At 49.4% G+C, this 20,993-nt stretch carries 17 protein-coding genes and 5 pseudogenes; 10 read left to right on the top strand and 12 right to left on the bottom strand.

Annotated features, from left to right (window positions below):
* Both METMK1DRAFT_RS16345 and METMK1DRAFT_RS06770 read left to right on the top strand, forming a co-directional pair.
* Positions 1–438, top strand: a pseudogene (locus METMK1DRAFT_RS16345) (hypothetical protein); the annotation flags it as partial.
* A gap of 280 nt (positions 439–718) precedes the next feature.
* A pseudogene (locus METMK1DRAFT_RS06770) lies at positions 719–1,727 on the top strand (transposase).
* Positions 1,728–2,433: 706 nt separating this feature from the next.
* On the opposite strand, the gene METMK1DRAFT_RS06765 reads toward METMK1DRAFT_RS06770, so the two are convergent.
* On the bottom strand, positions 2,434–2,613 hold the full coding sequence (locus METMK1DRAFT_RS06765; protein ID WP_009072095.1) for a hypothetical protein: 180 nt from the start codon (positions 2,611–2,613) through the stop codon (positions 2,434–2,436).
* Positions 2,614–2,818: 205 nt separating this feature from the next.
* Here METMK1DRAFT_RS06765 and METMK1DRAFT_RS06760 point away from each other — a divergent pair, with 205 nt between their 5' ends.
* Positions 2,819–3,805, top strand: a complete 987-nt coding sequence (locus METMK1DRAFT_RS06760; RefSeq protein ID WP_245544575.1) for a sulfurtransferase TusA family protein — start codon at positions 2,819–2,821, stop codon at positions 3,803–3,805.
* A 1-nt stretch (position 3,806) separates the two neighbouring features.
* Here METMK1DRAFT_RS06760 and METMK1DRAFT_RS06755 read toward each other — a convergent pair whose 3' ends face one another.
* The gene (locus tag METMK1DRAFT_RS06755; protein WP_155812321.1) at positions 3,807–4,280 is read right to left on the bottom strand and encodes a hypothetical protein; all 474 of its coding nucleotides are present in this window, start codon (positions 4,278–4,280) and stop codon (positions 3,807–3,809) included.
* Positions 4,281–4,694: 414 nt separating this feature from the next.
* Between METMK1DRAFT_RS06755 and METMK1DRAFT_RS06750 the strand changes: the two genes are divergently transcribed.
* Positions 4,695–5,504, top strand: coding sequence for an HpcH/HpaI aldolase/citrate lyase family protein (locus tag METMK1DRAFT_RS06750; RefSeq protein ID WP_009072088.1), 810 nt, complete (start codon positions 4,695–4,697; stop codon positions 5,502–5,504).
* A 34-nt stretch (positions 5,505–5,538) separates the two neighbouring features.
* On the opposite strand, the gene METMK1DRAFT_RS06745 is transcribed toward METMK1DRAFT_RS06750, so the two are convergent.
* The 3 genes from METMK1DRAFT_RS06745 to hjc all read right to left on the bottom strand — a co-directional run bounded on the left by METMK1DRAFT_RS06745 (position 5,539) and on the right by hjc (position 8,551).
* Positions 5,539–6,459, bottom strand: a complete 921-nt coding sequence (locus METMK1DRAFT_RS06745; RefSeq protein ID WP_009072085.1) for a zinc metalloprotease HtpX — start codon at positions 6,457–6,459, stop codon at positions 5,539–5,541.
* A gap of 720 nt (positions 6,460–7,179) precedes the next feature.
* Positions 7,180–8,148, bottom strand: coding sequence for an acetamidase/formamidase family protein (locus tag METMK1DRAFT_RS06740; RefSeq protein ID WP_009072084.1), 969 nt, complete (start codon positions 8,146–8,148; stop codon positions 7,180–7,182).
* Positions 8,114–8,551, bottom strand: a complete 438-nt coding sequence (gene hjc / locus METMK1DRAFT_RS06735; RefSeq protein WP_009072083.1) for a Holliday junction resolvase Hjc — start codon at positions 8,549–8,551, stop codon at positions 8,114–8,116. The genes METMK1DRAFT_RS06740 and hjc overlap by 35 nt, the downstream gene beginning before the upstream one ends.
* A 204-nt stretch (positions 8,552–8,755) precedes the next feature.
* Here hjc and METMK1DRAFT_RS06730 point away from each other — a divergent pair, with 204 nt between their 5' ends.
* Positions 8,756–8,947 (top strand): hypothetical protein, encoded by a 192-nt coding sequence (locus METMK1DRAFT_RS06730; protein WP_009072082.1) that lies wholly within the window; start codon positions 8,756–8,758, stop codon positions 8,945–8,947.
* A gap of 178 nt (positions 8,948–9,125) precedes the next feature.
* Here the strand turns inward: METMK1DRAFT_RS06730 and METMK1DRAFT_RS06725 are convergent, their stop codons facing one another.
* The 4 genes and pseudogenes from METMK1DRAFT_RS06725 to METMK1DRAFT_RS06710 all read right to left on the bottom strand — a co-directional run.
* Positions 9,126–10,775 carry an ABC transporter permease gene (locus METMK1DRAFT_RS06725; protein ID WP_009072081.1) on the bottom strand — a complete coding sequence of 550 codons (1,650 nt, stop codon included), beginning with the start codon at positions 10,773–10,775 and terminating at the stop codon, positions 9,126–9,128.
* Complete coding sequence (locus METMK1DRAFT_RS06720) at positions 10,772–11,731, bottom strand: ABC transporter ATP-binding protein (protein ID WP_009072080.1); 960 nt, start codon at positions 11,729–11,731, stop codon at positions 10,772–10,774. The genes METMK1DRAFT_RS06725 and METMK1DRAFT_RS06720 overlap by 4 nt, the downstream gene beginning before the upstream one ends.
* 2 nt (positions 11,732–11,733) lie before the next feature.
* Positions 11,734–13,185, bottom strand: a complete 1,452-nt coding sequence (locus METMK1DRAFT_RS06715) for an ABC transporter substrate-binding protein (protein WP_009072078.1) — start codon at positions 13,183–13,185, stop codon at positions 11,734–11,736.
* A 92-nt stretch (positions 13,186–13,277) separates the two neighbouring features.
* A pseudogene (locus METMK1DRAFT_RS06710) lies at positions 13,278–14,341 on the bottom strand (RNA-guided endonuclease InsQ/TnpB family protein); the annotation flags it as partial.
* A gap of 151 nt (positions 14,342–14,492) precedes the next feature.
* Between METMK1DRAFT_RS06710 and METMK1DRAFT_RS06705 the strand changes: the two are divergent.
* Entirely contained in the window at positions 14,493–15,542 is a 1,050-nt protein-coding gene (locus METMK1DRAFT_RS06705) for an ISH3 family transposase (protein ID WP_009072076.1), read from the top strand.
* Positions 15,543–15,558: 16 nt separating this feature from the next.
* On the opposite strand, the pseudogene METMK1DRAFT_RS06700 reads toward METMK1DRAFT_RS06705, so the two are convergent.
* The 3 genes and pseudogenes from METMK1DRAFT_RS06700 to METMK1DRAFT_RS06690 form a co-directional block, all read right to left on the bottom strand.
* Positions 15,559–15,774, bottom strand: a pseudogene (locus METMK1DRAFT_RS06700) (hypothetical protein); the annotation flags it as partial.
* A pseudogene (locus tag METMK1DRAFT_RS06695) lies at positions 15,764–16,328 on the bottom strand (IS607 family transposase). The pseudogenes METMK1DRAFT_RS06695 and METMK1DRAFT_RS06700, both read right to left, overlap by 11 nt.
* Positions 16,329–16,472: 144 nt before the next feature.
* Positions 16,473–16,847, bottom strand: a complete 375-nt coding sequence (locus tag METMK1DRAFT_RS06690; RefSeq protein ID WP_009072070.1) for a hypothetical protein — start codon at positions 16,845–16,847, stop codon at positions 16,473–16,475.
* A gap of 179 nt (positions 16,848–17,026) precedes the next feature.
* Between METMK1DRAFT_RS06690 and METMK1DRAFT_RS18470 the strand changes: the two genes are divergently transcribed.
* The 4 genes from METMK1DRAFT_RS18470 (at position 17,027) to METMK1DRAFT_RS06670 (ending at position 20,791) form a co-directional block, all read left to right on the top strand.
* On the top strand, positions 17,027–17,269 hold the full coding sequence (locus METMK1DRAFT_RS18470) for a hypothetical protein (protein WP_009072068.1): 243 nt from the start codon (positions 17,027–17,029) through the stop codon (positions 17,267–17,269).
* A 114-nt stretch (positions 17,270–17,383) separates the two neighbouring features.
* Positions 17,384–18,844: a COG1470 family protein gene (locus tag METMK1DRAFT_RS06680; RefSeq protein ID WP_048087478.1), complete on the top strand. Its 1,461-nt coding sequence runs from the start codon at positions 17,384–17,386 to the stop codon at positions 18,842–18,844.
* Positions 18,845–18,916: 72 nt separating this feature from the next.
* The gene (locus METMK1DRAFT_RS06675) at positions 18,917–20,107 is read left to right on the top strand and encodes an MFS transporter (protein ID WP_009072065.1); all 1,191 of its coding nucleotides are present in this window, start codon (positions 18,917–18,919) and stop codon (positions 20,105–20,107) included.
* Positions 20,108–20,311: 204 nt separating this feature from the next.
* Positions 20,312–20,791 carry a DUF4382 domain-containing protein gene (locus METMK1DRAFT_RS06670; RefSeq protein ID WP_009072064.1) on the top strand — a complete coding sequence of 160 codons (480 nt, stop codon included), beginning with the start codon at positions 20,312–20,314 and terminating at the stop codon, positions 20,789–20,791.
* The last annotated feature ends 202 nt before the right edge of the window (positions 20,792–20,993 follow it).

Below are 20,993 nucleotides of genomic sequence, written 5' to 3'. Positions count from 1 at the left end.
AAGGCCCTAGACACGGCAATCTCCCGCTCCGGGATCAAGGTCGCGAGGCAGACCTGCCTGGTCCACCTCAAACGGAGGGTGGACAGGAGGGTTAGGGACGCGCTGGACCTCCTCTCCCTCGCCGAGTCCGTCCCCACCCGTGGCTCCCGTGGTAGTCCCGATAGTCGGCTTACACGCGAAACCTTCGCCGAGTCCGTCCCCACCCGTGGCTCTCCCCTCCTCTCCTACCTCCTTGCCCCCAGGGAGGTCCCTCCTCAGGTCAAACAACCTGGCCGAGTCCTTCAACTCCCTCCTGGAGAGTTCGGCAAGTGCCACTCCCCCCCCGGGATCGCCAGGGCCATAGCCCTCAACTACAACCTCTCGACCTATCATCTCATCATTGTAATAATATTACAAGAACTCTTATTTCTTCGTGATATGATCAAATATATTCAGTAATTCCTTCATTGAATAAGTCTAAACCGAGAGATATATTACAATTTGCAAAGGAGCCCTGAATCACCCTAGATGCATTATTAATGAAAGTATTATCATATGCCGTAATACTTATTAATATAGTATGAGAGAGTTTGTAGAATATTATGAATAATAAGGAGGATTTAATCTCTTGGGCGATTCAGGTCTCCATTGCGATTTCTATTTGTTTCTATAGAATGAAAGTGACTTAATTGATCCTACATCAGTAACACTAAAAAGGGGACGAGCGCTAGGTCATACCATGAGACACCCATTTTATCACGTGGTGACCTCGCTCGTCCCCGAGTTACTTGGGAAGGACGCGCTATTAAATGAAACGGTGGCTGAGATCGAGAGGAGGGCCCTGGAGGAGGCGGAGAGGACCTCCCCCGGGTACGCCAGGGGGAAGGAGGTGAGGAGGAGGGGTTACGCCAGGTACAGGTTCTTGAAGGGGTTCAAGGTCTCCCTCCGGGGGGTCGTGTACGGGCTGGAGCGGGTCACGGTGAGGTTGCCCGTGCTGTACAGGGGAGAGGGTGAGGACTGGAGTGGAGGAGTTGCTCAGGGAGGAGGGGCTGGTGCTCAGGGCCCTCCTCCTGCTCTACTCCGTGTTGGGAGGGAAGTTGAACGCCAAGCTCTGGACCCAGGAGCTGGAGGTGAGGGGGGACTTCAAGTACGTGGTCGTGGACGGGAAGTACGTGAAGTTGAGGGGAGGGAGGAGGGGGGTCCTCTTAATCGCGTTGGGACTCACTGACCACGGTGTGAGGGCCGTGCTTGACGTGGTCCTGACCAGGGAGGAGGACGTCGTGAGCTACTGGGACCTCCTGGTGAGGCTGTGGAGGAGGTACAACCTCACCCTGGTCGTAGCCGACGGGGTGAAGGCCCTGGACGAGGCCATCTCCCGCTCCGGGATCAAGGTCGCGAGGCAGACCTGCCTGGTCCACCTCAAACGGAGGGTGGACAGGAGGGTGAGGGTCTTGCTGGACCTCCTCCTCTCCCTCGCCGAGTCCGTCCCCACCCGTGGCTCTCCCCTCCTCTCCTACCTCCTCGCCCCCAGGGAGCTCTGGCCCCTCCTCAGGTCGAACAACCTGGCCGAGTCCTTCAACTCCCTCCTGGAGAGGAGGAGGTTCGGGAAGTGCCACTCCCCCTGGAGGATACTCCAGATCGCCCGGGCCATAGCCCTCAACTACAACCTCTCGACCTGTTATCTCATCATTGTAATAATATTACAAGAACCCTTATTTCTTCGTGATATGATCAAATATATTCAGTAATTCCTTCATTGAATAAGTCCAAATCAACAGAGATATTACAATTTGCAAAGGAGCCCTGAATCGCCCAAATTGATGCATTTATAACTACTTTCTCTCATTTACTAAGTTTCATTGAGATTCAAAGAAAAGGGACACTTTGTTATCGTATCAAGATCAACCAGTAGAATCTGAAAGTGCGTTTTGTTATGATAGCGTGTGGAGTTTGGGGCTTAATTTTTTTATATTAAAAGTCAGTTTTATATTCATTAAATGTAAGTTTATCGTAAAATAGTTCTCTCACACCATATAAGCTCTACCCAAAGGGGAGTGTTGGTGGTGACGTGAGCCCCGTATCGTTAGATTCTGGGGGTCCGTCTACTTAGTTACCGCAAAGTTGTGTACGTGGGTGAGGGAATTTCGTGCACTTAATCATGATGGGAGGTAAAATGATTAAGAATGGTGTAGGGTTAAATGGACTACCTCTCGACGAGTTGCGACGAAATAGGCTCTGCCAGGAGAAGACTGACCTACTCCCCGCCCTGAGGGCAAGGGTTCCTAACTTGAGAGTCATATCCCCTTACGGTGGTACTCGGTTGTGGTAGGCTAGGAGAGAGCGGTCTCCTCGTCACTGAAACCACCGATTTAATGAATTTCCTGCGAACGTTGAAGGCTCGTCGAGATAGGGGCACAGTCCGTGACCCAGGGAGCAGTTGGCTACCGTTTATCCCTACACTTTCATTTCAATCATTTTATGTTCATTCATGATCGAGTGCAGGGACTTAGCCCTCAACCACCTACTTAAGGTAGGTGGGTCATGGGACTCCTTCGAGCCCAACGGCACGGGGCTCACATCTCTGCAATCACTCCCACCCTTTTGGACATAGCCCACATCGGTGTGGGAGGTCATTATTTATCAACGAAAATTCGTTATAAACAGATATAAAAAGATTTCTATTAACGGGAAAAAGGATTCAGCCCTAAGACCTTCTCTCGACGTCGTGGTGGGCACAGTACAGGGAGTGTTGTATCGACGACCTCGAACGCCTTCGGGGTTTTCTTAATTAAGTATTTTCTACTAGATGGGTTTATTAGGCCTAAAAGTAATTTATCATGTGGAATCTGAAGTAATAAGCCTAGGTGAAGTGAGCTATAAACCTTTACTGGATCTGGAAAAGTATCGTAGGCTCTATATGCTCCACGATCTGAAGAGGCTGAACTGGGGATACACTGGTGTCCTCAGGCTAGCCGGTCTATCTTTCAAGGTTTTCGTTAGGGTCAGCTCCGATAAACTGGAAATCGTGGAAGAGAACGGGAGGTTCTACTCCTCCATAAGTTTTAGGAGAGGTAAAGGAAACCTACAGGTCAGGATTAACGTGGAGTCTCCGAACTCCGTGTTGAAGGAAAGTCTGCTGAATACCTTAACCAGGAACATAAGGGAGTACGGTAGCCTGATATGCTCCAAGGGAAGAGTAGAGAGTTTTCCCTTAAGCCTCATTGCCTCCATGCTGAAACCAGAGGTCAAGAAAGTTGTGGATGTGAGGGGCGAGGTGTGCCCAGTGCCAGAGATGATAGCTAAGAGGGAATTGATGAAGATCAAGCCGGGCGAGATGTTAGAGCTCCTGGTGGATCATCCGGCAGCAGTGGAAGTAACCCTACCGGAGGTTGCTAAACTCTTCAACTCTAAGTACGAGATATTCAACATGGGAGATTATGTCTCCTTCGTGATGCTCAAGCTGGGTGATCCGTCAACTCATTGGCAATTTGCGGAGGCCTTAGAGGAGAGGAGGGGAATAGAAGAGTTGATGGGTGACGGAGCTTTCTTGGCTTACCTGTACACTGTGTTCGACAGGGTGGTGAGGAGAGAAAAGGTTGAGGCCTTAAGTCCGAGCATACTCAGGGGCGAGGGGCTGACTATGATCGCTGCAGCCTCCATAGGTAGGGGGTGGCACCTCACGGCTTTGGTTGAGGACGAGAACGTTTTGGGGGTAACGCTAAACGACCAGGGAGTCAGGTCGGTAAACCGAGAAGCCTTGAATCGGTTGAGCAGTATTAAGGGATTAGGTCACACATTCTACCTGAGGCCGTCCATACCTCTTTGAGTCAATCTAGCTGATTTAAGGCCAAGGAGAGGACCTGGAGCTCCTCTCCTGGTCTCACCTGGGTCCCGTTAATGTAGATCACCACTATCCACTCTTTGTAACCTGCGTATACATACTGTGCCTGTGGAGAGGAAATGTAGAACCCTGGGGTCTCATTGAGAGGTCTCACAGACCAGTTCAGAGTCGTGTATATTTCCCTTATCTTGTATAGCAGGGAATCTGTGTAGTTAGTGTGAAGTTTAAACACAAAGACCGTCAGGATCTGATCCTCTCCTTTATAGGAAGCGAAGTAGGAGTTCTGGGAATCCTCAGCCAGGGCACTTAATATCTTGGACAAGCCGGAGGTATTATCTAGATTACCTTCAGCCACTACCTGCCACTTTCCACCAAGTTGAGAGTCGAGTCCCTGTGATGTCGGGAGGGGATATCTCTGATCGAGGATGTTCAGCACCATAAATAGTGAAGCCAATGACACAACAAGTAAGGCACTCACTAGTAATATCAAAACTCTTCGCATGGGAAGATTCCTAACTGGGAACTATTTATTACTTATCAAAACTGTTCTTCTCGTAATAAAATGGCTAACCTGAATCGCGACTTCCACTTCCAATTCCCGTCACAGAAACCTCCCGCGTTCAGTCCAGAGACCTCAAGCCCATCAGAGGGAACCTCACCTGTAGAGGTTGCAGTGTAACGTGACGTCTTCCACACAGCAAGATCGGGAGTACATACACGTGGTTAAGGACCTCACATAGACGAGAGCACCGTCCCGCTCTTAAGGTAAGAGTGCGTAAATACCTGCACCAGTTATGGGACCTTCCCTTAAATATCGCCCTGTAATCAGGCGAAATCTAATAAATGCTGTACCCTTTTACTGGAATAGATTGAGATGAGGAGGAGATCTCAGCTCTACGTACCCGCCATTAGCGAAAAGATGATCAGGAAGAGCGTGGAAATCCCCTCAGACACAGTGATCTTCGACCTTGAGGACTCGGTCCCCCCAGACCAGAAGGAGAAGGCGAGGGAGAACCTCAGGCTCTTGGTCAAACAGTTGGAGTGGGGTAAGAGAGAGTTAGCAGTTAGGATAAACTCCGTAAACACTAGGGATGGTCTGAGAGATCTTCTACTTCTGGGAGAGCTAGAGTTGCATACCGTGTTGGTGCCTAAGGCAGAGGGAGACCTGAGCTTCGTTCACGAGGTTACGGGAAAGGAGATTGAGCCCATCGTGGAGACCCCAAAGGGTTTGACGACCTTGGAGGAACTCGTGAGGTCTGAAGGTGTGGTGGCAGTGAGTTACGGTGCTGCAGATCTGGCCCTCCACGCTGGAGGGGATCTACGTGGTTATGAGGGAAACATTTACGTCATGACTGCCATAGCGATCACTGCGAAGACGTATGATGTCGATCCGGTGGACAGGGTGTTCTTCGATCTCAAGGACGTTGAGGGATTCAGGAGAGAGGCTCTCCTGGCCAAATCTCTCGGCTTCGTGGGGAAGCAGGTCATCCATCCTTCGCAGGTGGACGTGGCGAACCAGGTCTTCTCCCCCTCTAAGGAGGAGATAGAGTGGCACAGGAAGGTCGTTCAGGCTTTTGAAGAGGCGATGAAGATTGGTAAGGGGGCTATAAGGTTAGACGACAAGCTGGTAGACTACGTCCACTACAAGCTCGCCAAGAGGATCCTCCAGGATTACAGTGACTGAAAAGTCCTACGTTTAGAACGGACAGCCAAATTCCCTAACCACCGATCAGACTGTAAATCATCTGTACCCGTTTAGCTGGGTGGGGGTGGGTTGACAGAAAGTCCGTCAGGAGGGACACCTTCTTTCTCAACCACTCCTGAACCAGGAGATAAGGTTCTGTGTTATCAACCCTCACGGGAGCCGTAGTGACTATGATCCCGGTGAAGGGATCCAGCCTAACTTTCTGCATGTAGATCTGTATCTTTGCCAAGGCAGTGGCTAGGTTCAGTGACCCCTTGCCTAGAAGGGAGACCGAATGATAGTCGGCGTAGGACTCCCTCAGCCTATTGAACCAGAGCACGAATATCTGAAGGAAGAACGTCACTACGAAGAGAAATCCCCCGAGGGCCAGTGAAGCCAAGGCCATGGCCAATTCCACTTCATCACCTGCTAGGAATAGGAGGAAATATCCAGCGTACATCAATAGCGTGCTCACGTAACTCAGTGCTGTAGGTATCAGTCCTAGGGCCATCCCTATTTCCACATCGTTGTGTTTGATGTGCCCTATCTCGTGGGCTACTACCGCCCTCAACTCCTGTGGGGTCAGAATGTTCAAAAGAGGGATCGTTATGGCCACCCTCTTTCCGGTTATGTAATTTCCGTGGGCGAAAGCGTTAGGATAGCCTACATCAGCCACGTACACCTTCGGGGGTTTAACCCTAGACTCCACGGCTACTTCACTGACCAGATGGTACACCCAGCCGAACGTTGGGTCATAGGGAGTGACCTCAAAGGTGTTCCTACCCACTAGATAGGGAGAGACGACCCATTGAACGAACCAAAAGATGGGAAGGACAAATAGGACGATGAGAGGAGATATCCCCAGTAACGCGAGAAGTGTATAAATCGTTAAAGCTTCAGAAACTACCGTAAGAAATCCAGCTGCTATCATTTCCAATCTCAGGTTAAATGTCATGGTTCCCAACACGAACTGAAAATATATAAAGCCTGATTCTCGGGTGCATTGGCCTACATTCTCGTCAAGAATCTGTTGTCTTATCTAAGAGGTTTGGGCTTTCATCGAATTTTCATGGATTTGCATAAATCCTAGGCCTTGAGTTTCACGGAGTCAGGGCCGATCCGTTCGCACTCCTAAGTGGGATGACCCCACCCACCGGCGTGACTCTATCCGTTGAGGAAACCCGCACGTCCCATACATGACTCGTCGTCACACCTATCGTGATGCTTCCATCTCGTTTGGTGTGATTTTTTCCTAATAGACAGCAGTTGTGGGACTTTCCCTTAGATATTGCCCTGTAATCAAGGCAAAATCTAGTAACTGCTGCTATAGAGTGCATAAACTTCGCGGTTTATCGGAACTTGACGACGGCACCTTTACTTAAACCCAGGACTCCTCACCTCAGCTCCAGGGCTAGCTCTCTCGTGAGTTCGTACCTTGTTCACCCTCTCGAAAGTTGCTTTTTTGGGAACTGTTCAATTTTTCAGGAGTTTAGCCCAGTAAGTTTTCTTAAATTCAAAATCTAGTGTTAGATTAAAAAGCAGGTTTCACGTTATCTCTAATAAAAATTGAGATAGCTCACAAAGCACTCGAAAGAAAAGACCTTAAATAGCTCTCCTCTAGGGGACTTACATTTCTATCAGATGTGGTGGAGATCAGAATTTTCAAACGAGCTTACTACCTGACGAAGTTTAGCTCCTTCCTTACTTCCTCTGGGAATATATCCTTGGGCAGATAGGCTGTCACAATCCAGTTGGGTACGTCCACCACTTCGCTGACTTTCATGTCTACCGCAACGCTGGAGAGCATGTAAGCCTCGACAGGTGTCATAAATCTAGACAACAGGGAGATGATGCCCTTGATTGCCTTTTTCCCAGCTTCCCATAGGTTAGGATCGATCCCAGGGAAGGCTAAGTATTCCCTGAACTCCTGCTCCCTGACGGACGAGGTAACGAACACCGGTTGTGTCAATCCCACGTTTTTATGTAACACAACTTTGATGGTAACGTCCATGGGTGCCTCTATGGCAGTTCCACACACCTCTCCATCACCCTGGGCCACGTGGGTATCCCCTAGAGAGAGGAGAGCTCCTTTCACGAAGACTGGTAGGTAAAGCTTAGTTCCCTTGGTGAGATGCTTGATGTCCATGTTCCCTCCGTTCTCCCTCGGGGGAATTGTGCTGAATTTCCCAGGACTGAGGAGGGCCGTCCCTATAACTCCTGTGAATGGTCTGGAGGGCACTTTCACCAAGACTTCCCCAAACTTAGCCTCGGCGGTCTCTCCTACCTTCCATATCTTAAGGGCTGGTCCTGTTAAGTCCACAGGTGTAGTGTATTGATCGCCAGCTAGGAACCCGAAGCCCGGTAAAACTCCAGTCCATCCCCACCCCTTGGTTGTAAAGTCCAGGAACTCCACCTCGATGACGTCCCCTGGCTCGGCTCCCTCCACTTCTATGGGACCTGTCAGGGGATGAATCCTGGAGAAGTCCAGCTTCAGTAGGTCTGAGGGGGCGGAGTTGGGAGTTACTTGGCCATCGGACGCCTCTTTGGACTCCACCGTAATTACGTCCCCTGACCTTATCCTCTCAATCGGGGGAAGTGTGTTGTCCCATTTATTGTGTGACTTCAGGGAGTGAATCGTTAACATGTGTATCTAATGTGCTCCCTGAAATTAAGGGTTTTGGCCACAGTAATTCCTCCAGAAGGGTGGATGACTCCCTGGTCACAGTCGTGTCCTGAGGCGAATTGACCTGGACGTATCGCCATTCCTTGAACGTTTTGAACTTCACGGCGATGTAGGCCCCCCCAGGAATAGGAAACATGGAGAGGAAGCCCAACAACTTCTCGATCTGTAACTTCCTGACCTTAATCTTTGGATCCCACGTACTTTTGACCTCAAAGGCGTAAAGGAAGCCTGAACGAACTGCAAAGACGTCTGGGAGGGGATTTGGGGAGGAGTTTGATGTCGGGATCCTCACTGCCCTGAAACCCTGAGATCTGAGGAGGCTCACCAGCTCCCTCTCTGCGTTCCTACCTACGTCCTTGTTCATGTTAGTCTATGAAAACGGGAAAAATAATAAGGAAGAGGGCCTCTCAACGGTTTAAAAAAGAGAGGCTTTAGACACCGGCCTGTGCTTCATTGACGCTCTCTAGACTGTAACGCTTCTACGTAACTACTCGTTATTTTTAATCACTTCTAAATATCGTTTTAATTAAGTAATGTTTATATAGTATTACCGAAGTAGTTTTTATTGATGATCCCCCTAACTGATGACGGGCACTGCTCACGAGGTTTGGGGAGTGATAAAGGTGTGGATGGGAGGGTATTGATGTTTCCCTCGACTAGCCCCAATGAGTTAAGGGTGACTGTGTATGATCCCTTAAGAGGGGTGCCCGTGGCGGAATTAGAAGTAATTAAAAGTAAGGAAAAGTTACGCCACGGGTAAACACCTACACGACCTGATTCAAAATAACTAAAAAAGTTTCTAACCATATAAACAGGATTTTAATTTAAAATCTTTACGCTAGAAATTTAAATTTACCTCTAGAAGTTTAAAACAGGATTCCCCCGATGTCAAGAGAGACACCGATCATGAGACTGCGAGTACACGACTGTGAAGGGAATTAGATAAACTTGACTCCACTCCCTCTCTCTCCCCGTAGGATCCTGTCCACCGCCATCATGGTGATCACCATAACCGGAAGCGATGCCACTAGAGCTGAAGAGGCCAACAATCCCCAATTTAGAGATTCGTTTCCCAGTGCCTGGAGTGCGAAGATCGTTATGGTTAGGGCTCCCTCAGGTGGGAATCTCATGTTGTAGGGAGTATTGGCAAATATCAGTGGATAAAAGAGGAGGTGCCAATTGAAAACGAACGACAGTAAGAAAACGGAGAAGATGGAGCCCCTAGAGAGAGGCATGATTATCCTGAACAACTTCCTCTTTATACCGAAGACCTGAGCGGCGTCATCGTACCCCCTGGGGAAGTCCATGTAAAAGTTATAGAATATCCACGTGGCGAAAGTTGCGGTAAAGATCGGAGTAGACAGTATGAGGGCCCACCAGGTGTTTATCAACCCAATTCCCGTGAAGAGCAGGTAGAGGGGTATCACGAAAGAAGCGGCCGGGAGGGAGTACAGGTATATGGAGAGGAAAAGTAACCATCCCATCCCCTTCCTCGCCGCCTCGTAGGAGGCTGGGAGGGACATCAAAACGGTGAAGAGTGACGCCGTGAGGCCCACCACCACGCTTGTTATCATGTATGGAACCGACTGCTCCAGGGAAGATATGAAGTACGACGAAGTCAGGTGAGTGGGGAACAGGACCGGTGGATACTTAAAGTCCAGGATAGGTTCCCTAAACGCAACTAAGACCATCCAATAGACCGGAAAGTCCAGGGTGAACAAGAGTAAGCCCATGAGGGCCATCATGATTCCCTTGAACACGCGATCCGACAACTTGAGGTTGAGGGAGGGGAGATACTTCCTCCTCCTGGATCTGAAGAGGAAAATCAAGGCCAGGGAGGGAAGGGTAGCCATGAGCCCTAGGAGAGCCGCAACCAACTCCCCCCCTGAGAAGTTCCCGAAGGTGAACATCTCGTCGAAGACCAGGAGTGGCAAGGTAGTGGAGGAAAATCCTGGACCGCCCTGGGTCAGGACGTAGGGGAGGTCGAAGTTTCCCATGGCTAGTACGAACTGTAGGAGGAAAGATATCCAGAAGGCCTTCCCAACCATGGGTACGGCGACACTGGAGTAATACTGGGAAAGCGAGAGGCCGTCCATCACTGACGCCTCCCTGACTTCCTTTGGTACTGACCTCAGGGAGGAGATCATGATTAGGAAGGAGACGGGCACAGAGGACCAAACGCTCACTCCAGTAACAGCCCATATGGAGGTCTTGGCCAGATAGAGAGGATCGAATGGGAGGTGGAAGAGGTAGGAGAACCATCCGTATTTACCGTACAGACTAATGGTCCATATGAGGGCTGAGGAGGTGAAGGGTATGGTGTACGGTAGCATGACCAAGAGCGAGGCTAACCTCTTCCCCTTAGGCAGGATCTCCACGGCCACTGCGAGGAGGGTACCCAGGACTGAGGACAGGGCAGCTGTAAAGAAGGAGAAGATGAGCGTGTTCTCAACTACTAATCCCACGGGAACGAACTTGAACACGGAGAAGGCTGAGGAAATGTTCACTCCCAGTATCAGGAAGGCCCCAAAGAAAGGTATTATTCCAAAGGCAAAGATGTAAATGAGATAGGGGATAGGGTACCTCATTTTCCGTCATCCCAAGGGCCGGAGTACCTCCTGACGGTGAACCTGACCTGTTCCCCCACCCTCAGCCTCGATCCGTGGAAAGCCCTCATCTCCGAGCCGTTTATCTCCAGATAAACCAGGTATCTGTCCCCCCAGAACTCCACCTCTGACACTCGACCTCTCAGTTCTCCTTCTCCGATGACCACGTCCTCGGGCCTGATACCTATTCGGCCCTTGATTCCCAGGAATTCCCCGCTCAATAGCGACATGGGTGGATTCCCGAAGAACGACGCTACGAAATCGTTGGCTACGTTGTTATATACTTCCTCTGGTGTGCCCACTTGGATGAGCCTTCCTGAGTCCATTATGCCTACACGATCTGCCAACGCCATAGCCTCAACTTGATCATGTGTGACGTAAACGGTGGTTATGGAGTTGTCCCTCTGAATGTCCTTAATGAGTTTCCTGGCCGAAATCCTCTGTATTGCGTCCAGGTTGGACAAGGGCTCGTCCATGAGGAAGAGCTTGGGCCTCTTCATGAGCGCTCTAGCCAAGGCAACCCTTTGCTGTTGACCGCCGGAGAGCTCATTGGGATATCTGTTCAATAGTTCCGCTATGTTGAGCTTCCTGGCTATACTCTCTGCCAACTCCCTAGCCTCCTCCCTACTCATCTCCGATTCCACCGGCATGGTTAGGTTCTCCATGACGGTCTTATGGGGATAGAGGGCATAATTCTGAAAAACCATGGCCACTTCTCTCCTTGATGCAGGAACTCTCGTCACGTCCCTTCCGTCAAGGATTATCTCTCCACGGTCAACCGTCTCCAATCCCGCTAGGACTCTGAGCAGGGTGGTCTTACCTGATCCTGACGGACCCAATATGACAAAAAACTCTCCCTTCTCTATACTCAATTTGATCTCGTCGAGAGCGACGACCTTACCGTACCTCTTGGATACCCCCTTGATCTCCACGCTCAAGTTCAGGCACCATAGTAGCTCTCAACTGCTGTTGCCCATTGCTGTGCTGCGGTCTGGAGGACCTCGGTGGCGTTCATATTCTGCCCAGTCAAGTAGCTGTAGACCTGGTTGTTGAAGTCAGTGATCAACGAGATGTAAGTGGGCGGGATATTGGGTGGGTTCGCCCAAGCGTTCAACGCGGCGTGATAGGTCGCGTTCAACCATTCCCTCTGATATGATGGAATCGAGGAGTTGTTGAGGAGAGCTGGATAGGCCTGAACGTTCACAGGGAATTTGCCGAACTTCAGGAAGGCCTGTTCCTGGACCTGTGGTGATACAAGGAACTGCAGGAACTCCTCAGCTACCAGAGGGTGGGTTGAGAACTTGCTCACTCCCAGGAAGTCGGTTCCGGTCTCGGCGTAACCTCCTGGGAGAGGTGCCAAGTAGGTGTCCTGTGCCACGGAGGAATTGATGTAGGACAACTGGCTGGTGAAGAGGAATCCACCTGGTGCCTGAGGGAACAGCTCTGGGAGGTTATCGTAACTTATCTGGAGCTGAGAGGGGTTCGGCTCGTATGAGACGAGCTGGGCGTAGGTACTAAGTGCCTGAACTCCAGCGGAAGAGTTGAAGGACGGAACCGGTACCTTCATCCCGGAGGGAATGTAGCCGGTGAACATGATGTTGAACCCAGGAATTCCCCCCGTGGTATTGCCTGACAGAGCGGGATCCCTGGAATAATACCAGCCGAAGACCGCTGGAAAAGCGTCGATGATGCCGTGGGACACGTGATCATCTATGAGGAAACCGTACTTCGTCAGGCCGTGACTGGTGAGGAATTGATCTGCATAAATAACGTCAGTCCAATTGTTCCACTCAGCCGGATTGAAGGGAACGTGGTATTGCTGATAGAACTCGTTGGCCAACGTCTGGTTCTGGAATATGGAAACCCTATAGGCCATCAGGTAGACAGCTGTCTCATAGACCACTCCTACAGTCTCGGTCTGCCCCGTAGACACGTTATATATTACTCCCCCGAAGTCCTCCTGTGGAGTTATCAGCTCTGAAGTGTTGAAGCCGGTGAGGGGTAGCAGATAGGGAGCTACTCTCTGTGCTGAGGTGGAGGTGTAGCCTATTATGTCGTACTGTGTGGAGTGGGCAGTGAGCGCGGTCAGCTCTTTCTGTATGTATTCGCTGAAGGGGAACGTGACGACCTGCACGTAGACGTTGGGATGCATCTGGTGGAAGAGGTTACCTGCGTACTGAATGAAGTTGGCTGATTGCCCTGAGAAAGTCACCACGGTTATGGTGACGTTCGTGGCGTTACCCACAACCGGTGGTGTCGTAGTAATATTAGTCGGACTAGTAGTGGTGCTTGTAGTGTGGGGTCTGGACGTTAACTCCACCACTGCTAACGCTGCCACAATCACGATGACAACTACTATTACGGCTACTAACCTACCAGATATACCTTTCATATGCGGGATTTGTTGAAACGAGATTATAAAACTGAAGGGACTAGATTATATTTAGCTATATAGAGCTACAGACGTTTATTGGGGTTCGGGCTTCATTGAATTTTCATGAATTTGTATCCAATCCTAAGCCCTTGGGCTTCACAGGAGTCGCGGGGAAACCCGTTACCCCTCCGCCCCCTTAGCGGGGTAACCTAAACCCACCTACTCCCAGTGGGAGTGAGAAAGAGGTGGGGAAACCCGCACATCTTGAGGAAGATGTTGAGGGATGCGTTCAGTTGCCTGTCCAAGGTGAAACCACACCTCTCACAACGAAAAGTCCTACCTTTCGGGAAACCCATCCACATCTGGGGCAGGACTTGGAAGTTAAATGCGGGTTCACCTCCTTAACTAGGGAGCCGTATAGTGGGGCCTTGTACTTCAACACACGGTGGATCGACCTCCATACAGTCCTAGATATTTCCTTAGACAACTTGTCGTCGGCATCTTGGAACATTGACTGTTTGTCCAACTTCTCAACAGCGAACGTCTTCACGGGATACATCTCCAGCAACTTGTTCACAAACTTGTGAACGTAATCTAGGACGCGGTTCCTTTCACGGTGAGAGTACTTCCCCATCAGCTTCCCCCCTTTCCTACCGTGCTTTGAAGCGAAGGACTTGATTCTACCCCTCTTCAACTCCATCCCAAACTTGAGGCTGTACAACTCCCTCCAGGAGAAAGTGACGAACTTCTCATCGTCGTAAGCGTCCAGCGTGTAGAGGTTACTGTCGATTGCTAGATAGTCCAGGGGAGTTGACCAGGGTAATCTGTAACGGAATGGTAGGTGAACTCTGTCCTCCTTTATCACTGGTTCACCCAGTTCTAACCCTTTGACCCGTGGAGAGAACCAGGTGTGAGACCAGGAGAGGGTCAAGTACTGGTAAGGTTTAACAGTAATCCTCACGTTCTCGCCATCAACCTTCCTCAGAGTAGACTTAACCCTCACGTAAACCCTCTTCAGTTTAGGTTTCCTCAGTGAAGCTCGCCCCTTCTCGGCCCTCCTCTTCCAGCTCCTCAACACGGAGTAAGCGTCGCTTATTGCCTTGTCAGCGTAGTGGGAAGCTAGGACGTTGACCTCCTCCAGTTCATGCCTCAACGTCTTGTACACTCCCTTCTTCTCGGTAGACCCAAAATCATATTATGAAAAATAACTCCAGCAGGATAATATCGATTCATGGCAGATAACAGGATTTATAAGGGTATTAAGAATTCAGTTGAAGAAAGGTTTAAGGTGAGGGAGATGTGGTATTACCACGTGTGAGAGCGAGATGATAATACACCATCTCCCTCACCAAAACAACGTTCAACAAATAGGATATAAATTACTTTCCATGCTGAACTTCAAGGGAAAGAGAGGGGAAGAGGTGGCGAGAACCCTCATCTCAGCGTGTTTATGGAACGATTCGGTGGAAAGTAAGTCGAGGGCGTATGGCGTGTCCCCACAGACCGTGAGGAATTACGTGGAGGAGCAAGGGGTGGAAGTTATTGAGAAACTCTTGGAACAAGTGAGGAAAATATCCTTGAAGGTACTGAAGGGAGTCAAGGAGATAGACCTCTCAATAGACTGGACAACCAAGACCTGGTACGGGAGACCGGTGGAGGGGCTCGGGAGTTCGGAGGAGGGAAACTCTTGGAACTACGCAACTGCGACGACTAAGTTTGACGGGAAAGTGCTCCTACTGGCCTTCGTCACTCAAGTCAAGGGGATGACCAAGGATGAGGTCGTGAAGGCCCTCGTGGAGCGAGTCGTCGCCATGGGGTTCAAGGTAAGGTTGATGACTCTCGACGCTGGCTTCTACGCGATTGACGTGCTCAACTTCGTTTCGCAGTTCAAGTACGTAATTGCCGTCCCTGTTGGGGACGTGAAGGTCTACCAGGAGTTCGACGGCGAGTACGAGACGAACAGTAAGAGGCACAGGAAGGACGAGCAGGTCAAGTTCAGGCTTTTGGTCTACGGTAGGGAGAAGGGGAAGAGGAAGGTTGTTTACTTCGCTAGGGCTACGAACCTCGACCTACCGAAGGGGGAGGTGTTGGACTTGTACAACAAGGTGAGGGGTCCCATAGAGACCTCTTACCGGAACATCAAGGCTTTTCTCCCATTCACCAGTTCCACCAAGTTCGTCTTCCGCACGTTGATCTTCGTGCTGGCAATCGTACTCTACTCCCTGTACACCGTGTTCAAGGGGGAGGTGAGGAGGGAGCAGTTCAGGTTACTCCTAATACTCTTGTTTTCTGATGATTTATTCTATCTAAGAGATTTTCTACTTAAATCAATAGAACCGCTTATTAATAATATAGATTTATTTTCAAGGAGGTGATTTTGGGTCTACCGTTCTCGGGGAGGGTTATCTTGACCTTCGTGATGACATTCTTACCCCTCTTCACTTCCCTCCTCTCAACCTTGATCCTCTCCCACAACCAGTCTAAAGCCCTCTGCAGTAGGACTCTGTAGTTCTCCAGTAGTACCCTGCTCTCCTCCTTCTTGTCGTTCTTCATGGAGTAAATTAGGTAGACGTATTCCTCCTCTGGCTGAAACGATTTAAGCCTCAACTTCCTCGACGCACTTCCTCACCTTCTCGTACTCGTGACTCCCCACTCCTTGCAATTTCTCGCTTAACGATACGTATAGAGATCAAGTCCTCTATCAACTCTTGTTCCGGCGTTTTGTCCTCCCCGTTCAACACCACGAGCTCACGGTCGTGTGCTTTGCACACCTCCTCTACCATCTCGAAGCCGAACCTCACCGGTCTGTCCGGGTAAGCTACGGCTTTCGACACCTCGTTGTTCAATATCGTCCTCAGTTGAGGAACCCCTTCCTCTTCACGTTCAACCAAGACCCCACGTCTGTTATCACCTTCGTATTCCTTAACGTTCTCCTCTAGGTATTTAACCTGGTTCACCAAGTCGTCCTTTCGCTTGTTCGATACCCTAGCGTATAATGCCACTTTCCTCCTCTTGACAATACCCATCAATCTCTCTACGTCCTCCCTGAACCTCCACTTCCCGCTCTGCACTACTGGTTTAATGTAACCCTCCTTAACGTAGCTCTGCAACGTGCGGTAGGATATTCCCAGTTTTTGGCACACTTCCTTAGGTTTCAGCACCATAATAAAACTCACATACAAAATGTATAAACTTCACGGTTTATCTCAAACTGTTGTATACGGCAGTTTCATAGATGTCCCTGGAATTTACCTCCTAAAGTTAATGTACCACGAATAATCACGGAGGGACGTTTATAAAAAAGATCACTTTATCGACAACACCAGCGCTGTCAAAACCACAATCAGTAGAATATCTAGGCCGAAAGTGAATATCACGTAGGAATTTATGGCTGGGAGCGGCTTGCCTAACACGGGGGCTGGATAAACTCTAGATTCTGTTAAGAGCAGATAATTCACCAATGCAAACACTAACGCAGGAGTGTATAACCATCTTATCCCTATGAAGATCATCACGGCCCCTACGATCGCTAACACGGCATCGACGAAGAAAAACTGGCCCACTAGAGGGAGATGGCGTAATAGAGCTGATCCGAGGAAAAAGTGCAACGCTGCCCAAGCCAACAGGAGTACACCGCCGAATATCCTGAGTATCTTTTCCTGAGTTGACACAGTGCTCATATCGAGCTGTCTTAGGATGTATCTTTAAAAATAGTTTTTCCCAAATCTAGACAACTTTCAAATCTTTTTATGATTACATTTTCTAAAGGACTATTTATTTGGACAGTAAAGAATTTAGATCATCTTCCAATTTGGGTAAAAGTTTTTTAAAACGTGGGGTAAAGTTCATTAGATCAACTATGAGAGGCGGAAAAGGACTGAGCGGCGTAAAGCTGGGAATAATTGCTTTGGTAGTGGTAGTATTAATAGTGGGAGGGGTCTTCATGGCTATGGCGTTATCACACGCTCCCACAGCTAAGACGACCTCCACTTCGACCATGACTAGTTCGTCAGGAAGCTCTTCCTCGGGTAGTTCCGGAGGCTCCTCTGGAGGCTCCAGTAGCTCTGGCTCCTCTGGCGGGTCTGGTTACAGCTGGGGTTAGGGAGATCCTTTATCCTTAAGCTTTACAATATTTTTATTTATTTTAAAAATTAGGTTAAAATAGTAAGCTCTGATGCTGTGGACAATTTTAGAGTGTATCGGAAAAATTTATAAAATGCAGAGCTTATCCGTTGCAGAGATCATGAGACAAACTGCAGGAATCCTAATCCTCTTGACCCTATTGAGCCCAGCCCTGTTAATTGTTACCCACACAAGTTCTAACGCCTCTCAAAACATGTTCAACGTGACTTTTCAGGAACAGGGTCTACCCTCAGGTACCCAATGGTCTGTGACCCTCAACGGTACTACCAAGACCTCCACGGGGAGTCAGATAACGTTCCAAGTAAATGGGCCTGCATACCTCCAGTACAGTGTAGCGAAGGCTGGAAACTATATCCCCACGCCCTCCTCAGGGACTCTCTTCATTAATTCTTCCCAGCTCATAAACGTGTCTTTCGCCCCTCCCTTCATTAAGCTAATTATAACTGGGTTCTCAGTGATCAGTTTGAGTAACGGGTCTGCTGTCCCTGAGCTACAACCTGGTAGTAACTATGAGCTACTTGTAGACGTTAAGAACGAAGGTAACGTGCAGACCCTGATTTTTGTTGAAGAGACCGTGACCATGGCTGGAAAAGTCTATGCCAACGTCACGCCTGTGGAGTCGCTAGGGGCAGGGAGCCAGACGCAGGTGGGCTTTGAGTTCACTCCTCCTCAGAGTGGCGTCTATACCTTAGACGTCTTGGTGAAGGCTGGTTCCAACATATCCGTGAGCCAGAGCTTTCCCTTATACGTTGGCGTCTCACCTAAGCTTCAGCTGTTCAACGTGACTTTTCAGGAACAGGGTCTACCCTCAGGTACCCAATGGTCTGTGACCCTCAACGGTACTACCAAGACCTCCACGGGGAGTCAGATAACGTTCCAAGTAAAGGGAGGAAAGTACGAGTACTCCGTGGGTCAAGTGACAGGATTCCAGGCTGAGACTCCCTCAGGTGTAATCTTCGTTAATGGAACCACGAGTGTGAGAGTCGAGTTTCTACCTCTGGTGTTTCTGCCCACCCCGTCAGTGAAGCTCTACTATGCAAACGGTTCACCGATACTCAACTTCCAGGTCCAGGTTAACTCCTCCTTCACGATAAAGGTTACGGTTAACAATCAAGGGAATTACTCTGGGAAAGGTTACCTTCTGGTACTTGTGGAACCTTTAAACTTGACCAGGCAGTTCAACTACACTCTACCAGTGAACGGTTCCGCCACTTTTCAAGTCTCAATAACTCCTCCGCAAGCAGGTAGTTACACCGTCACTGTGAGCACTTACTCTGTGACGCCTCAGGGAGTACAGTTGGAGAAGGAGTCTTCCATCACCTTCACTGCTGTTAAGCCGACTCAAGTGTCCCCACCAACCAAGACCAACACTACGTCGACGACTACACCGAGCAATACCTCTAAGCATACAAATCAGAGCAGTCCACCAGCTCCGCCCACTACCGGAGGAGGGCTCAATACCACACTGATAGTTGGGATAGTGGTTGTTGTAGTGATCGTGTTTGCTGTAGTACTCATCTTGAGGAGAAGATGACAAACCCGTTAAATTAGTTCTCCTAAAAGGCATATACTTAATTTTTTAAATTTCTACTGAATTTTCGCCTTTATGAGGTCCAACTTCATAGGAGCGTATTTATCCTGGGTCATGGACTCCTACGACCTAGGGGCAGTAGTGATCACTGCAACGATACTGGAAAAGGTCTTCTATCCCACCTTCGGTCTACTGGGAGCAGTCTTACCCATCATTTTCACTGTGGTGTCGAGGCCCCTTGGAGGTTTACTGTTCGGAATGCTGGCCGACCTTCAGGGGAGGAAGAAGGCCTTAATAGTTACCGTTTTGGGCTATTCCCTATCTATAGGCCTCACGGGTTTACTACCAGGGTATTATCAAATAGGGATATTGGCACCCGTCATAGTATCTCTACTAAGAGTCGTACAGGGAATGTTCATAGGGGGAGACGTCTCCAGTTCATTTACTCTTGCCATGGAGAGTGTCAGTTCGAGGAGGGGTCTCTACTCGGGGCTAATGCAATCAGGAACTCTACTAGGTTTCGTACTGGTTGACCTCCTCTTCACGAACCTGGCCAGGAGCCCAGGTTTCGCCGTGAACGGTTGGAGGGTGATTTACTTCGTGGGAGTCATACCCGCAATACTCGCCCTCGTCATAAGGGCTAAGGTCTCAGAGCCTAGGATATATCTGGAAGCTCCCAAACAATACCCACTGAAGGGCCTTTCACCCTTGATACAGACCCTCCTGGTGATGGTAGGTTTTTGGGTCATGATATACGCAGGCCCCCAATTTATTCCAGTCTACCTTGGCGAAGTCCTTCACCTCAAGCCTCAGGTTTACGGTCTCCTTGCCTTGGTCATGAACGTTGTAGGGATTCCGTCCATGTTGTTCTCGGGGTTCCTCTCGGATTTCGTGGGGAGGAAGGCCATGGGGATTGCAGGCGTGGCCGTGGGGTTACTCACAGCCATCTGGTTCTACGCATCTGGACATCCATCCCTTCTCTCGATGGTGATCTTCGGTTTCGGAATTAACCTGGCATCAGCCATAACTCCGTCCTATCTGGCAGAGAGGTTCGCCACCTTCAGCAGAGCCACGGGAGTGGGATTCTCGTACAACGGGGCATTCATAGTGGCCGGGTTCACGCAACTCTTCATCTCGCAGTTATCTGGAGCTATGCCAGTCTCCATGTCAGCCACTGTCATACTGGCAGTGGGAGCTCTATTATCAATGATAGGACTGGCTATAGGTCCTGAGACGTTAAAGGTCTCCACTCTTCCCACTTCATGACTTCTCTTGCCATCAACACTCCTGCGATTAATTTCTCTATATTCTTCACCTCCAGGTGAGGATCTAAACTGATGCGAGACTACGAGAGCTGTCATTTTCTTGCACGGTCAGGTCTCGCGTTCTTAGGAATTATTATGGCAATAATGCGGAAAAAGTGAAGATCTCTGGAGAAATTTTTTAATTTACGTGAACTTGTAAGTATCAATGAAGACTTGGATCCTCGGACTCGTGGTCATAGTCCTGGTTGTAGGAGGATATCTTGGGTATATATACGGAACAACTGGTAACGTATCGGTGTACGTTCAGGACGCCCCCTCGGGTCTCTCAATATATCTAACAGTTACTTCCATAATGCTCCACGCAGTCAACGGTAGTTGGGTCACCGTGTCCAACAAAACGATCACTTTCAAGTTGAGCTCGAACCTAACACTCCTGGCCTCAGCCAGGATACCTGCCGGTAAGTATAACGAGGTGTTCCTCTACATATCTAACGCAACGGCCTCGCTATCTGGATTCTCCGTCACGGTGCCCAGTAACGTGTTTAAGATACACTTCGTTGCAGGAAAGGACCTCTTAGTAGGTCCGACGGAGAACGCTCAGGTCATAATAAGCTTCCCCCATATAACCTTGAGCTCAGGCAGCCTCATTATTTCCCCGTCAGTGACGGCTGAGGCCATAAACTGAGGTGGCATAGGGATGTTCTTTGTTCTCACGTTATTTCCTTTTATCCCTCCTAGGACGATTTCTGGCATAAATTATAGATCAATCAACATGCTTAGCTAAAGATCTCCCTGACGTCGACAGAAGATACATGGATTTTCCCTTTAATCTCATCTCCGAGTAAAGGGGGATTCCAACAACTTTTAACGTTAAAACCTCTTCTCAT

This window comes from Metallosphaera yellowstonensis MK1, assembly GCF_000243315.1.
Classification (GTDB): domain Archaea; phylum Thermoproteota; class Thermoprotei_A; order Sulfolobales; family Sulfolobaceae; genus Metallosphaera; species Metallosphaera yellowstonensis.
Note: the sequence above shows the minus strand (reverse complement) of the source record. Positions and strands in the feature narration are given on the sequence as shown.

Bases quoted from the DNA above. Each gene is read 5' to 3' on its own strand.
- METMK1DRAFT_RS06675 (WP_009072065.1), top strand. From the start codon at position 18,917: ATGAGGTCCAACTTCATAGGAGCGTATTTATCCTGGGTCATGGACTCC.
- METMK1DRAFT_RS06705 (WP_009072076.1), top strand. From the start codon at position 14,493: ATGATAATACACCATCTCCCTCACCAAAACAACGTTCAACAAATAGGA.
- METMK1DRAFT_RS06750 (WP_009072088.1), top strand. From the start codon at position 4,695: ATGAGGAGGAGATCTCAGCTCTACGTACCCGCCATTAGCGAAAAGATG.
- METMK1DRAFT_RS06725 (WP_009072081.1), bottom strand. From the start codon at position 10,775: ATGAGGTACCCTATCCCCTATCTCATTTACATCTTTGCCTTTGGAATA.
- METMK1DRAFT_RS18470 (WP_009072068.1), top strand. From the start codon at position 17,027: ATGAGAGGCGGAAAAGGACTGAGCGGCGTAAAGCTGGGAATAATTGCT.
- METMK1DRAFT_RS06740 (WP_009072084.1), bottom strand. From the start codon at position 8,148: ATGTTAACGATTCACTCCCTGAAGTCACACAATAAATGGGACAACACA.
- METMK1DRAFT_RS06690 (WP_009072070.1), bottom strand. From the start codon at position 16,847: ATGAGCACTGTGTCAACTCAGGAAAAGATACTCAGGATATTCGGCGGT.
- METMK1DRAFT_RS06670 (WP_009072064.1), top strand. From the start codon at position 20,312: ATGAAGACTTGGATCCTCGGACTCGTGGTCATAGTCCTGGTTGTAGGA.
- METMK1DRAFT_RS06745 (WP_009072085.1), bottom strand. From the start codon at position 6,459: ATGACATTTAACCTGAGATTGGAAATGATAGCAGCTGGATTTCTTACG.
- METMK1DRAFT_RS06680 (WP_048087478.1), top strand. From the start codon at position 17,384: ATGCAGAGCTTATCCGTTGCAGAGATCATGAGACAAACTGCAGGAATC.
- METMK1DRAFT_RS06730 (WP_009072082.1), top strand. From the start codon at position 8,756: ATGATCCCCCTAACTGATGACGGGCACTGCTCACGAGGTTTGGGGAGT.
- hjc (WP_009072083.1), bottom strand. From the start codon at position 8,551: ATGAACAAGGACGTAGGTAGGAACGCAGAGAGGGAGCTGGTGAGCCTC.
- METMK1DRAFT_RS06715 (WP_009072078.1), bottom strand. From the start codon at position 13,185: ATGAAAGGTATATCTGGTAGGTTAGTAGCCGTAATAGTAGTTGTCATC.
- METMK1DRAFT_RS06765 (WP_009072095.1), bottom strand. From the start codon at position 2,613: ATGACCTCCCACACCGATGTGGGCTATGTCCAAAAGGGTGGGAGTGAT.